This window comes from Pseudonocardia humida, from assembly GCF_023898865.1.
Classification (GTDB): Bacteria; Actinomycetota; Actinomycetes; order Mycobacteriales; family Pseudonocardiaceae; genus Pseudonocardia; species Pseudonocardia humida.
The window spans coordinates 25,133-37,640 of sequence record NZ_JAGSOV010000080.1; the positions used below are offsets into that span (position 1 = coordinate 25,133).

Genomic DNA, 12,508 nt, shown 5'->3' on the forward strand with positions numbered 1-12,508 from the left:
CTCCGCCTGACGCGCCCGGACCCGCCCGCCCCGCATGCTCGGGGCATGTCCGAACTGCTCGCCAACCCGCTGGTCTGGTTGATCGCCGCGTCCGAGATCGGGTTCTGGGTGCTGCTCGCCGCCGGCCTGCTGGCCCGGTACGTGCTGCGCCTGCGCCGGACGAGCACGGTGCTGCTGCTGCTCGTCCCGGTGCTCGACCTCGTGCTGATCGGGGCGTCGCTGGCCGACGTCGCCTCCGGGTCGCCGCCGGGGCAGGTGCACGGCCTGGCCGCGGTCTACCTCGGCGGGACCGTCGCCTTCGGCCACACCCTGATCCGGTGGGCCGACCGATCGGTGGCGCACCGGTTCGCCGGCGGGCCGCCACCCCCGCCGAAGCCGAAGTACGGGCCGGAGAAGGTCGCCTACGAGTGGCGCGAGTGGGCCAAGATGGCGGTGCTGACGGGCATCGCCGTGGCGGTGATGCTGCTGGTGTCCGCGGTCGCCGGCACCGAGGTGCCGCCGGTGCTGCAGTGGGGCGCCGATCCCATGTGGAGCTGGGCGTTCCGGGTCGGGATCGTCACGCTGATCTGGTTCGGCGTCGGTCCGGTGTGGACGACGCTGGCCCCGCCGAAGGCCCCGGAGCGCACCGATGCGCAGCGCTGAGCCGGGGCCGGGCACCGGCCGGATCGCCGCGCTGGACGTGCTGCGCGGCGTCGCGATCCTGGGCACCTTCGCGTCGAACGCCTGGCTGTTCGCCCAGCCCGGCGGCCCGGCCGCGCTGCTCTCCGGCGGCGGTGGCTTCGCCGACGACCCCGTGCAGGCCGGGCTGCTGGTGCTGTCCAACGGCAAGTTCCTGGCCCTGCTGACGCTGCTGTTCGGGGTCGGCCTCGAGGTGCAGTACCGGGCGGCCGTGCGGCGGGGGCTGCCGTGGCCGGGCCGCTACCCGGTCCGCGCGGCGATCCTGTTCGTCGAGGGCCTGCTGCACTACCTGCTGGTCTTCGAGTTCGACGTGCTGATGGGCTACGCGATCGCGTCGCTGGTGGTGGCGTACCTGGTCGGGCGCAGCGACCGCGTGGTGCGGGTGGCGATGGGCGTGGTCGGCGGGATCTACGTGGCGGTCCTGCTCGGGCTCACCGCGCTGCTGGCCGCGTTCCCCGGCGACCCGGCCGGCACCGCGCCCGCCCCGCCGTCCACCGCGAGCTGGACCGCCCAGGTCGCGGAGCGGGTCGCGAACTTCCCGCTCTACCGCGTCGAGCTGGTGCTGATCGTGCCGTCCGCGGTGGTGCTGTTCCTGGCCGGCTCCCGGCTGATGCGCGCCGGGGTGTTCGCCGACAGCGCCACCGGCTCCCGGATCCGGCGCAGGCTCATGGTGCTCGGGCTCGGGGTGGCCGCCCCGCTGAACGTCCTGACCGGGTTCGGCGGCACGGCGTTCGTGCTGGTCGACCGGTACCTGGTGGCCCCTGCGGTGGCGTTCGGCCTGCTCGCGCTGATCACGACGGTCGTGCTGCGGGGCCCGGGCGGCGCGCCCCGGCGCGGGCTCACCGCGGTCGGGCGCACCGCGCTGTCGTGCTACGTGCTGCAGAACCTGCTGGCCGCGGTGCTGTGCTTCGACTGGGGCCTCGGGCTGGCCCGCCGCCTCGACGGCGCCTGGCCGTGGTGGGTGGTCGGCCTGTGGGCCGGGACGTCCCTGCTGCTCGTCGCGCTGTCGACGCTCTGGCTGCGCCGCTTCGACCGCGGCCCCCTGGAGCTGGTCGCCCACCGCCTCCTCCCGGCCCCGTCGAGAACGACGCCGCGGGAGCGGCAACGCCCGTGAGGCGCGGCTCCCCGTCGTTCCCGACGGTCAGCTGAGGCGCTCGACGGTGCCGCGGCCGCCGTCCACGCGCACCCGGTCGCCGGTGCGCAGGACGGTGGTCGCGTTGCCGCAGCCGACGACGGCCGGGATCCCGAGCTCGCGGGCGACGATCGCGGCGTGCGACAGCGGGGCCCCCACGTCGGTGACGACGGCGGCGACCCGGGGGAACAGCGGGGTCCAGCCGACGTTGGTCACCGTGGTCACCAGCACCTCCCCGGTCCGCAGCCGATCGCCCTCCTCGGCGCCGCGCAGCACCCGGACGACGCCCTCCACCACCCCGGACGCCCCGGGGAACCCGGTGACGGCGTCGTCGGACGGCGTCGGCGCGGCGGTGGCCGGGTCGTCGGCGCTGAACACGTCGCCGCGGCGGTGCGGGTCGGCGGCCCAGGCGAACGGGTCGAACCGGCCGCGGATCAGCGACGGGTAGGCCGGCAACGCGACGTAGCGGTCGTAGGCGGCGCGGCGCTGGGTGAGGTCGGGCACCGTCCCGCCGCGCAGCACGGCGGCCACCTCGTCGATCGCGAGCATGAAGACGTCGTCGCCCAGCCCGGTCAGCTCGCCCGCCCGCAGCAGCAGCGCCCTGACCACCGTGAACGTGCGCACGACCTCGGTGCGGGCCTGCTCGCGGCCGCGCTCGGCGCGGGCCCACCGGTCCAGCCGGGCGCGCACCGCCCGCACCTTCCCCGGGTGCGCGGCGACCAGCCGGTCCCATGCGGCGCGGTTGGCCGCCTCCACCCGCTCCAGCATCGCCAGCGCATCGGTGCCCGCGGCGCGCAGCGCGGCGATCTGCTCGGCGATCCAGCCGGGCCGCTCCACCGGCCGCGGCAGCGACACCTCGAACTCGTGCGGGCTGCGGTGCCCGTAGTGCTCGGCGTAGGTCGCCTCGTCGATCTCGCCGCGCTCCAACCTCGCCAGCCCGACGATCGGGCCCAGGCTGGCCAGCACGTCGCCGTCGACGGTGAGCCCGGAGGTCAGCGCGGCGGCGTCGGCGTCGCCGACCAGCTTGCGCAGCCGCTTCTGCGAGGTCAGCAGCGCGACGGGGTCGCTGCGACCGGCCGCGGCCAGCATGTCCGAGCCCAGCACGACCAGCGGGCGCAGCTCGTCGACCCACAGCCGGGCCAGCTCGCCGGGATCGGTGGTGGCCTCGATCCGGGCGATCAGGGCCGCGCACCGGGCCGGGTTGGTCGCGATGTGCTCGGGCAGCCGCTCGAGGTTGCGCACCACGTCGCGCAGGAACGCCACCGTGTTGGGCACCAGCAGGCGCAGCACCCGCCACCGCGACAACGGCACGGGCGGGATCGCGACGTGGGCGGGCAACCGGCCGAACACGTTCTCGGTGAGCGAGCGGAACCGCTTCTGCGACACCCCGACCGCGCCCGACAGCGACATCGCCAGGCTCATGTTCAGGTAGAAGCGCCCGCCGACGATGCCGTAGCCGCGGTAGCCGGGCAGCGACAGCGTCCGCATCGCGCGGCCCATGAAGATCTGCACCAGCGACCACGTCGCCGGGGTCATCACGTCCGGGATGGCCTCGCCGAGGTTGGTGTTCGTCCACAGGAAGTCACCGGTGAGGCTGTCGTTCCACGGGTCGCGCAGACCGGTCACCGGGCGGGCCTGGACGATCGAGAACGCGCCCCGGGCGCGCGTCCACTCCACGTCCATCGGGCCGCCGTACTCGGCGGCGATCCGCCTGCCGAGCCCGGCCAGCTCGGCGGCGGCGGCGTCGTCGAGCACCGGTTCGGCCCGGCGCGCGGCGGGCACCGGGCGCTCGGCCGGGCCGTCCGGGGTGCGGGCCGTCAGCACCGCCTTCTCCCCGGTGCGCCGCTCCCGCACCGCTCCACTGGCCGCGTCCAGGACCAGCTCGTCGGGGGTGACCGCGCCGGAGACGAGCGACTCGCCCAGCCCCCAGGTCGCGTTGACCACCATCCGGTCCGCCGCCCCGGTGACCGGGTCGGCGGTGAACAGCACCCCGGCCGCGTCGGCGTCCACCAGCTCCTGGACGACCACCGCCAGCGCGACGTCCTCGGGCGCGATCCCGATCCGCTCGCGGTAGGCCACCGCGCGGTCGGTCCACAGCGACGCCCAGCAGCGCCGCACGGCGTCGACGACGGCGTCGGCGCCGCGCACGTCGAGGAACGTGTCCTGCTGGCCGGCGAAGGACGCGCCCGGCAGGTCCTCGGCCGTCGCCGACGACCGGACCGCGACCGCGGGCGACCCGAGTGCGGCGTAGGCGGCCCGGATCGCGTCGGCGATGTCGGCGGGTACCGGGTGCGCGGCGAACAGGGCCGCGACCCCGGGGCCGTCGGTGCCGGTGAGCCGCCCGCCCAGGTCGTGCTCGGCCACGAAGCGCCGGTAGGCGGCCGTCGTGACGTGGAAGCCGGGTGGCACCGGCAGCCCGGCGCGGGCCAGCCGGGCCAGCGACCCGCCCTTCCCGCCCGCGGTGGCCAGGTCGGCCGCCGGGTCGGCGAGGTCCAGCACCACCGGTGCGGTGGCGGGAGCGGTCATGACCGGTCCTCCCTGGCGGTTTGGATCTCGATGCCTTGTGCGGCGAGGTCTGCGGCCTTTCCCGGGTCACGGGCCAGGCCCACGAGCTCGGTGGCGGGGCGCCGCTCGAGGAGGTGCTGGAGCGTCATGCGGCCGAGGTGGCCGCCGGCGCCGGTGACGAGGATCTTGCTCATGGTGATGTCCCTTCTCGGTTGCAGACGTTGGAGTCGGGGTGCATGCGCGCATGGCGAAGCGGCACGTCGAGGGGGCAGGTCGCGATGACGACCTTGCCGATCGTGCGGCTCTCGAGCTGCTCGTGAGCGGCCCGCATGCTCTGCACGCTCAGCCCTCCAGCTGGGTCGTGGCGATCGGCCGCAGGTGCCCGTCTGCGGCGTGCTCGGCGAGCTCGTGCAGGATGCCGCCCTGATTGGCGGGGTCTTCGCCGCTCATGACCGCTCAAGCGGATGGGCCCGCTCATGGGCCAGTGCCTTCACTGGAAGTCCTGTCGCAGCGCGTGAAGTGCCGACAGCGGCCCGCCGCCGACCTGCATCAGGCGTCCACCCTCACGGAGCCGCCCGATGTCGACGGGCGCGAACCCGAACCCGTGGACCACGTCGTGAAAGAGCGACTTGGCGGCGAGGTCATCGCCGGCGTAGAAGAGGAGCTGCCGGCCGGCGTCATGCCGGGGGTCCGGCGCGATGTAGCGGCCATACAGCGTGTTGAACGCCTTGATCACCCGCGCCCCGGGCACGAGCGACGCAACCAGCTCGCTGCCGGTCTGATCGCCGAGGTCATCAATGACCGGCTCCTGCGTGATGCTCGCCATCTGGTTGGTCGCGTCGATCACGATCCGGCCGTCCCGGCGCGGCAGGCCACGCAGTGCGGCAGGAACCGCGGTCCAGGGCACGGCGAGCAGCACCAGATCCGCCTCGGCGGCCTGCGCGACCGTCCCCGCCGACGCCCCGGGCCCGATCGCGGCCACGATCGACTCCAGCGACTCGGGGCCACGGCTGTTGCTCAGGACGACCTCGTGCCCGGCGCGCACGGCGTGACGCGCGACGGCCTGCGCGACCTCCCCGGCACCGATCGTCCCCCACGTCAGCCGGCCGACCTGCGCGCTCATCGGGCGAGCACCGCAACGATGCTGTCGGTCGTGCCCGGGGGATCCTCGGTACGATCCTGGATGATGGTCGTCATTTGACGTAGAATGACGACCATCATCTGGAAAGTCAAGGCGAACCGAAGAGGACTGCCGCATGCCGCGGATCTCCGAGCAGGACATGGCCCAGACGCGTCAGCGCATCGTCGACGCGGCGAGCCCCCGATTCCGAACCGACGGGATCGACGGGATCGGGATCTCCGCGCTCATGAAGGGCGCGGGCATGACCCACGGCGGCTTCTACAACCACTTCGCCTCCAAGGACGCGCTCGCGGTCGCCGTCTGCGAGGACGCCTTCGCGGCCTCGCTTGCGACGCTCGCGCGGACCATCGACGAGGCGGATCCCGACCGGCCCTCACTCGCGGAGACCTTGGCCGACTACCTCTCACCCGAGCACCGCGACATGCCCGACGGCGGGTGCCCGTCGGCGGCACTGGTCAGCGACGCCGGTCGCCACGGACCCGCGATCCAGGCCGCGTACGCCAAAGGCGTAGAGGGCTACATCGCGGGATTTGACGCCGCGCAGCAGCTCGAGGCGACCGAGCGCGGCGAGGCGCTCGACCCCGAAGAGGCCCGGCGTCGATCGATCGCGCTGCTGAGCGAGATCGTCGGGGCGATCGTCCTCTCACGCGCGATCCGACTCGTGGACCCCGACCTCTCCGACGAGATCCTCGCCGTCAACCGGCAGCGGCACCACCAAGAGTGCTGACCGGCGCCTGCCGCGGCGACACCCACCGCGACCTCCCCGAGCCGCCGCTCCCCGACGAGCAGCTCCACGCCGCCATGACGCAGCTCAGCCGCTGAGGCGTCCGCCAGTCAGAGGAGCTCGCGCATACGGCCGGCCGGCGGCAGTGGCGACCGGTGGCCGCCACGCGTGGGCATCGGGATCTGTGACAGCGGCGCGGGAACCGTCACCCACCGGCGGACATGGTGATGGCGCCCGGTCCAGTAGCCGGTCCAGTGTCCGGCGGGCAGCCAGCGGGTGCGGGTGCGGGCGTGGTCTTGTCCCACCTGCGGGTTTCCGACCTGCCTCACAGGGTGTCGCCATGATCAATCTCATGGAGGTGCCGCTTTCCCGGAGGCAGCGCCTGGCGCCCGACGGCCGGTCCCCGCAGCGCGACCGCTGGCGTCGAACCCAGAACGAGCCGGGCGGGATGCGGGGAGCGGCGGCGGCATCGGCCCGCGAATGTCCTGGATCCTGCCGGACGCACGAGCCGCAGGTCCGGCAGGAGTCCCGATCATCGTTCAGACGCGCCGTCCCGCCCGCGCGAGGATGTCGGCCGCCGCCGGGGCGGCCTTGATCGCTTCGTCGAAGGTTTCCCTGGGCAGCACGGTGTTCCCGGCCACGGTCACCGTCTTGGGCGGGTCGTCGTAGCCGTCGGGCCGGACGTCCCAGAAGTTGCCGATGAAGGCGACATTCTCCAGCGGAGGGCCGACCTGCAGCACGATCGGGGTGTCGGCCCGGCACACGACGTTCCCGATGACGGTGATCCACGCGGCGCCGTAGTCGGTGTAGAGCCCGAAGTTGTACGACGTCAGGACATCGCGGATCACGTTGCCCCGGACCACCGCCCCGCCGGCGAACGACGAGCCCTGCGGTGCGGACAGGTAGATCCCGCCGCCGTCCATCAGCACCCCCATGCTGCGTTCGACGAGGTTCGCGACCACCTGGGTCCCCGTGGCCCGCTCGCCGCCGGTGATCACGATGCCGTTGTGCGGAACGTCGTGGATCTCGTTGTGCGCCACGGTGGTCTCTTCGGATTCGACCACCAGGATGGCGGGGGAACCGCGGTACTCGGTGCCGATGTGGTGGACGAGGTTGTCCTCGACGGTGACGCGAGTGGCACCCTGGATCGCGATCCCGCTGCCCGAGATCTCGTCGAAGACGTTGCCCCGGACCTCGACGACGGCGCCGCCCTCGAGCGCCAGTCCGCCGGCGCCGAGGCGGGTGAAGTGGTTGCCCTCCAGCACGATCCGGCTGGCCGAGTCGAAGGCGACGTTGGCCGGTAGCTGGGTCGGAGCCGCTGGAACGTGGACGTAGCCCATGTCGGCACCGATGTCGATCTTCTGGAACTCGCCCTGCTCGTGACGAGCGTTGCCGTGGTAGTGCAGGTAGCCGCCGGTACGGGTGGGACCGGACCAGTTCGCCTCGGCGAAGGTGAGGCCGCGCAGCACGATGTCGTGCACGCCCTGCCCGCTGACGACCGTCTCGAGAACGGGCACGATCGTGGTGGTCCTGCCGATCTCCTCGCCGGGGCGCGGGCGGTAGTGCAGGACGTGTCCGCCCGGTTCGGAGCGGTCGACGGCGAAGGTGCCCGGCTCATCGAGGAAGGCCACGTTGTTCTCGAGCACGGACGGCGCGGCGAGGCCGTCCCAGGTCCCGTCACCCCCTGCGCCGTACCACTTCGAGTCGTAGAGGGACTTGGCGTTGTCGAAGGCGGGCTGGGCCATGGTGATGGTGGTCGAGGAGCCGTCTCCGGAGATCGCGGCGACCGCCAGGCGAGCTTCGGACCACGGGTAGACGCCGGGGTAGACGAACTCCAGTCCTGCGGGATCGGGCCAGGACCGAGGCTCCACGCTGTCCGTGACGTAACCAGTAGCTGTTTTCGTCACGCTACCTGGGAGTCCAGTCGTGCGGGCCGCCCGGCACGCGGGGCGGCCGTCGACGGAGAGCCGTCGCGGCTCCAGTTCGCCGATCGGGGCGGTCCATGCGCCGTCGGCGCCCGCGGACCAGCCGGTGATCTCGCGGCCGCCGCTGAGCACGGCCTCCTCCCGTTCGGCCGTTCCGTAGCCGTGGGCCTGGTAGATCACTCGGAAGCCGTTGGCCCCGGAGTCGGCCTGCGCGTGGTCGAAGGTGAGCGGTTCTTCGAGGTGGTAGACACCGGCTCGGAGGGTGACGATGATGTCGTCGGTCATCTCGGTGGTGAGCGCGCGGACGGCTCTCTGAGCCGCGTGCGGGGTGGCGAACGGCCGGTCGAGGGTGCCTGACCAGTCGTCCTGGCCGTCGGGGGACACGTGGAACCTGTTTTCGGGCATGGCGAAGCGCTCCCGGGAGATGGTTTATCGGATATACTGAGGTTTATGATCTAAACACGACCGCGTGAAGAGGGTCAAGGGAGTAGTGGTGGCTGGAGACGACGCGCAGCCGGATCCGGAGCGTGCGATCGAGCTGCTCTGGGGTGCGCACGAACCGGACCGGCCCGGGTTGAGCCTGGGCCGGATCGTCGCGGCGGCGATCGATGTCGCGGACGCCGAGGGGCTCGGCGCGCTGTCCATGCGCAAGGTCGCGGAACGGTTCGGCACCACGACGATGTCGCTCTACCGCTACGTTCCCGGCAAGGCGGAACTGGTGGAACTCATGCGAGACGCCGTCTACGGGGAGGCGCCTCTGGCGCCCGCGGACGGCCTGGATTGGCGTGCCGGCCTCGAACGCTGGGCGTGGCGGGCGTGGGAGATCCACCAACGGCATCCGTGGCTGGTCTACAGCGCGGGAAGCCGCCGCCTGCCCGGGCCGAACATCATGGCCGGGTACGACCACGCGCTCGACGTCGCGTCGCGCACCGGTCTGGCACCGGCTCAGGTGATCGCGGTCGTGAACCTCGTGGGTGGGTTCGTCGAGTCGGTCGCGCGTCAGGCGGGGGAGACCGCGGAACTTCAGCGGCGCACCGGGATCTCCCATGAGCGCTGGTGGAGCGAACGCGAGTCCCTGTTCGAGCGATTGGACGCCTATCCGGCCTTGAGACGACTGTGGGAGAGCGGAGGTATGGACGAGCCGCTCGACCCGTTCGAGTTCGGGCTGCAGCGCACGCTCGATGGTGTCGAGGCGCTCGTCGGAAGCCGCGGAAGTGAGGTGATGCGTGACGGAATCGGGGGAGCGGAGTGCGCGATGTGCGGGAAGCCTGTTGACGGGGGAGTGCGGGGACGGCCACGGGACTACTGCTCGAGGGCCTGTCAGCAACGTGCCTATCGCCGACGTCAGTCGACTCGGTCCTGATTCTTCACATCTATGACGACCTATGCACCTGGGGCTCCGTCGATGGAGGTTGGTCGGCCGGCCAGCAGACCTGGAGTTTCGGCATGGAGCCCGCCTTGATGGTGATGGTGTACAGCTGCTCGGCTTGGTCGCGGGCGGCGACCGAGTGCGGCCGATGCACGCTGGAGCGGCGCGCGTTCGGGCAGCGCAGGCACAGGTCGTGCTGCGGCACGGGCCGTCCGAGGCAGCGAGGTGAGCTCGACACGCCGGATCTGGCCGTCTGTCTCATCCGCATGTCCTGATGACATGGGAGTGACATCGGATTCAAGACAGTGACAGAAGATTCGAGACCCTACAACCGCCGCTCAGCCGTGGGCGAGGTCAGCGAAGCGGCTGTAGTGCAACTGGTGGGCCACGGTGATCGTGTTGGTGGGCCCGTTGCGGTGCTTGGCCAGGATCAGGTCGGCCTCGCCGGCGCGGGGGTCGTCGCGCTCGAATGCGTCCGGACGGTGCAGCAGGATCACCATGTCGGCGTCCTGTTCGATGCTCCCCGACTCGCGCAGGTCGGACAGCATCGGCCGCTTGTCGGTGCGCTGCTCGGGGCCGCGGTTCAGCTGGCTGATCGCCACCACCGGCACCTCCAGCTCCTTGGCCAGGAGCTTGATCTGCCGGGAGAACTCCGAGACCTCCTGCTGGCGGGACTCGACCTTGCGGCCAGAGGTCATCAGCTGCAGGTAGTCGAGGATGACCAGCTTGAGGTCGTTGCGCTGCTTGAGCCGGCGCGCCTTGGCCCGGATCTCCATCAGGGTCAGGTTGGGCGAGTCGTCGATGAACAGCGGTGCCTCGCTGATCTCGCTCATCCGCCGGGCCATGCGGGTCCAGTCGTCGTCGCCCATCCGGCCGGCGCGCATGTCGGTCAGCCGGATCTGCGCCTCCGCGGACAGCAGCCGCATGACGATCTCGGTCTTGCTCATCTCCAGCGAGAAGACGGCGCTGGTCATGCCGTGCTTGATGGAGCACGACCTGGCGAAATCCAGACCCAGGGTCGAGTTGTGCGTCGGGACCATCGAGGGCCCCGCGAGGTACAGGTGCGCGGCGTTGTCCACCTCGATGCACCGCACGGGCACGCTCGGGACCGGCCGCACGTCGACCACCCGTCGGCGGGACTCCCGGTCGGGATGGGTGTCGTGGCGCTCCTTGTGCAGCAGCCGCCTGCGGTCGTCGCGGAAGACCTCGTCGCCGGCGAGGAAGACGACCGTGCCGTCGGCGGCCGGGACCCACCGGTGGCCCAGGCCCGCCACCAGCTCGCGGACGTCCGCCGCGAGTGCGCCGGCGGCCGGGAAGCGCAGTGCGCCGTCGGGGCCGACGACGCCGCCGCCGTCCATCAGGCCGGAGAGCAGCGCGCGGCGCTGGTGCTCGGCCGCGCGCAGGTACGGCGTCAGGTCGGCGACCGCCCAGCCCGCCCGGGCGAGCCGCACGCCCAGCGCGTACGGGTCCTCGGGGAGCTCGGCCTCGGCGAGCCGCAGGGGGGCGCACACGTCGATCGCGTGCCGGCCGGCGACCAGCTCCGCCGTGGTGCGCACGGCGCCGTCGGAGGTGCGCCACTGGTGCTGCGCGTCGGCCACGATGACCGTGCCGTCGGAGAACTCGACCTCGAAGGTGGGCCGCCCGTTCATGACCCCGGTGGCCGCCAGTACGCGCGTCGGGCGGCCGTCGGCGTCGATCAGCACGTCGCCGACGGCGACCTCGCCCATGGTGGTCCAGCCGGTGGGCGTGGGGAGGGGGGTGTCGAGCGCGAGCGCCTTGCCCAGGCCCGGCCGCGCGGCCACGACGATCATCTGGCCGGGGTGCAGGCCGTTGGTCTGGGCGTCGAGGTCGACGAAGCCGGTGGGGACGCCCAGTGCGACGCCGCCGCGGGAGCTGATGGCGTCGATCTCGTCCATCGTGGGCTGCAGCAGCTCCTCGAGGACGACGTAGTCCTCGGTGGTGCTGCGCTCGGTGACCTCGTAGATGGCGGCCTGGGCGCGGTCGACGACGTCGTTGACCTCCGCGCCGTCGGCGCCGTGGTAGCCCAGCTGCACGATCCTGGTGCCGGCCTCGACCAGGCGGCGCAGGATCGCCTTCTCCGACACGATCTCGGCGTAGTAGGCGGCGTTGGCCGCCGTGGGCACCGTGGCGATCAGCGTGTGCAGGTAGGGGGCGCCGCCGAGGCGGATCAGCTCGCCGCGGCGCTGCAGCTCGGCGGAGACGGTGACCGCGTCGGCGGGCTCGCCGCGGCCGTAGAGGTCGAGGATGCAGTCGTAGACGGTCTGGTGGGCGGGGCGGTAGAAGTCGTCCGGCCGGATGATCTCGACGACGTCGGCGATGGCGTCCTTGCTGAGCAGCATGCCGCCCAGGACGGACTGCTCGGCGGTGAGGTCCTGCGGGGGCTGCCGGTCGAACGGCGAGCCGGGCTCACCGCCCTCGTCGGCGGCGCGGACCGGACGGGGTCGACCGGATGGGCGGTCGTCGGTCAGTGCCATACGCAGAGTCACCCCCCGGACCTAGTGTATCGAACATCAGTTCGATCCGCTCGACGTGCTCGGGTGGCGAACCGTGCTACGACCGGCGTCCTTCCGGACCGGGTTGCCGGTCCTGCCCTGGACGGTAGATCCTCCCCCCGACGGTTCCCAAGCCGAGCCGGGGGCGGGCCCTGTGTACGGAGCTGGGGATCGCCGGAGCCCGCCCAGCACACAGCCTCACCCACCCTGTGGACGGTGTGGGGACAACTCCCCATTTCGGACCATTTTCGCTGGTCAGCGCCGTGATGTTGGTTGTGGATAACTTCCGCTCGGCGACACGCCGACGACAGCCGTCCGGCGTGTCGTGGCGACCACCGGATACGGCCGCCCGTCGCTGCGCAGCGGTCACTCGGCGACGCCGAGGCAACCCGACGGCGTGTCGTACGACAGCGTGAACGGGCGCCTTCGGCGTGTCCGGCGGGTGTCCCCACAACGCCGAACGGGGTGGGGGCGGACCGCACGGGCCGGGCCCCCCCCCGGCACGGCGCGGGTCTGGGGGT

At 72.3% G+C, this 12,508-nt stretch carries 10 protein-coding genes; 4 read left to right on the forward strand and 6 right to left on the reverse strand.

The features are described 5' to 3' along the window. The first annotated feature begins 45 nt into the window (after positions 1-45). Together KDL28_RS35350 and KDL28_RS35355 are read left to right on the forward strand one after the other, a co-directional pair. Positions 46-642, forward strand: coding sequence for a hypothetical protein (locus KDL28_RS35350; protein WP_252445741.1), 597 nt, complete (start codon positions 46-48; stop codon positions 640-642). Further along, positions 629-1,792, forward strand: coding sequence for a DUF418 domain-containing protein (locus tag KDL28_RS35355; RefSeq protein WP_252445742.1), 1,164 nt, complete (start codon positions 629-631; stop codon positions 1,790-1,792). The genes KDL28_RS35350 and KDL28_RS35355 overlap by 14 nt, the downstream gene beginning before the upstream one ends. A 27-nt stretch (positions 1,793-1,819) precedes the next feature. Here KDL28_RS35355 and KDL28_RS35360 read toward each other — a convergent pair whose 3' ends face one another. The 3 genes from KDL28_RS35360 to KDL28_RS35370 form a co-directional block, all read right to left on the reverse strand. Further along, positions 1,820-4,336: a PEP/pyruvate-binding domain-containing protein gene (locus KDL28_RS35360; RefSeq protein WP_252445743.1), complete on the reverse strand. Its 2,517-nt coding sequence runs from the start codon at positions 4,334-4,336 to the stop codon at positions 1,820-1,822. Beyond that, on the reverse strand, positions 4,333-4,509 hold the full coding sequence (locus tag KDL28_RS35365; RefSeq protein ID WP_252445744.1) for an SDR family oxidoreductase: 177 nt from the start codon (positions 4,507-4,509) through the stop codon (positions 4,333-4,335). The genes KDL28_RS35360 and KDL28_RS35365 overlap by 4 nt, the downstream gene beginning before the upstream one ends. 296 nt (positions 4,510-4,805) lie before the next feature. Continuing rightward, positions 4,806-5,438 (reverse strand): NADPH-dependent F420 reductase, encoded by a 633-nt coding sequence (locus KDL28_RS35370; protein ID WP_252445745.1) that lies wholly within the window; start codon positions 5,436-5,438, stop codon positions 4,806-4,808. A gap of 133 nt (positions 5,439-5,571) precedes the next feature. On the opposite strand from KDL28_RS35370, the gene KDL28_RS35375 reads away from it, so the two are divergent. Then, complete coding sequence (locus KDL28_RS35375) at positions 5,572-6,183, forward strand: TetR/AcrR family transcriptional regulator (protein ID WP_252445746.1); 612 nt, start codon at positions 5,572-5,574, stop codon at positions 6,181-6,183. 107 nt (positions 6,184-6,290) lie between these two features. Here KDL28_RS35375 and KDL28_RS42310 read toward each other — a convergent pair whose 3' ends face one another. Both KDL28_RS42310 and KDL28_RS35380 read right to left on the reverse strand, forming a co-directional pair. Then, positions 6,291-6,509, reverse strand: coding sequence for a glycoside hydrolase family 31 family protein (locus tag KDL28_RS42310; protein ID WP_372497165.1), 219 nt, complete (start codon positions 6,507-6,509; stop codon positions 6,291-6,293). A gap of 210 nt (positions 6,510-6,719) precedes the next feature. Continuing rightward, on the reverse strand, positions 6,720-8,510 hold the full coding sequence (locus KDL28_RS35380; RefSeq protein WP_252445747.1) for a right-handed parallel beta-helix repeat-containing protein: 1,791 nt from the start codon (positions 8,508-8,510) through the stop codon (positions 6,720-6,722). Positions 8,511-8,598: 88 nt separating this feature from the next. Here KDL28_RS35380 and KDL28_RS35385 point away from each other — a divergent pair, with 88 nt between their 5' ends. Then, entirely contained in the window at positions 8,599-9,468 is an 870-nt protein-coding gene (locus KDL28_RS35385; protein WP_252445748.1) for a TetR/AcrR family transcriptional regulator, read from the forward strand. Between the two features lie 344 nt (positions 9,469-9,812). On the opposite strand, the gene dnaB is transcribed toward KDL28_RS35385, so the two are convergent. Continuing rightward, the gene (dnaB, locus tag KDL28_RS35390; RefSeq protein WP_252445749.1) at positions 9,813-11,969 is read right to left on the reverse strand and encodes a replicative DNA helicase; all 2,157 of its coding nucleotides are present in this window, start codon (positions 11,967-11,969) and stop codon (positions 9,813-9,815) included. Positions 11,970-12,508 lie beyond the last annotated feature (539 nt).

Excerpts from the sequence above, each read along its gene's own strand:
- KDL28_RS35350 (WP_252445741.1), top strand. The coding sequence starts at position 46 with ATGTCCGAACTGCTCGCCAACCCGCTGGTCTGGTTGATCGCCGCGTCC.
- KDL28_RS35355 (WP_252445742.1), top strand. The coding sequence starts at position 629 with ATGCGCAGCGCTGAGCCGGGGCCGGGCACCGGCCGGATCGCCGCGCTG.
- KDL28_RS35360 (WP_252445743.1), bottom strand. The coding sequence starts at position 4,336 with ATGACCGCTCCCGCCACCGCACCGGTGGTGCTGGACCTCGCCGACCCG.
- KDL28_RS35365 (WP_252445744.1), bottom strand. The coding sequence starts at position 4,509 with ATGAGCAAGATCCTCGTCACCGGCGCCGGCGGCCACCTCGGCCGCATG.
- KDL28_RS35370 (WP_252445745.1), bottom strand. The coding sequence starts at position 5,438 with ATGAGCGCGCAGGTCGGCCGGCTGACGTGGGGGACGATCGGTGCCGGG.
- KDL28_RS35375 (WP_252445746.1), top strand. The coding sequence starts at position 5,572 with ATGCCGCGGATCTCCGAGCAGGACATGGCCCAGACGCGTCAGCGCATC.
- KDL28_RS35380 (WP_252445747.1), bottom strand. The coding sequence starts at position 8,510 with ATGCCCGAAAACAGGTTCCACGTGTCCCCCGACGGCCAGGACGACTGG.
- dnaB (WP_252445749.1), bottom strand. The coding sequence starts at position 11,969 with ATGGCACTGACCGACGACCGCCCATCCGGTCGACCCCGTCCGGTCCGC.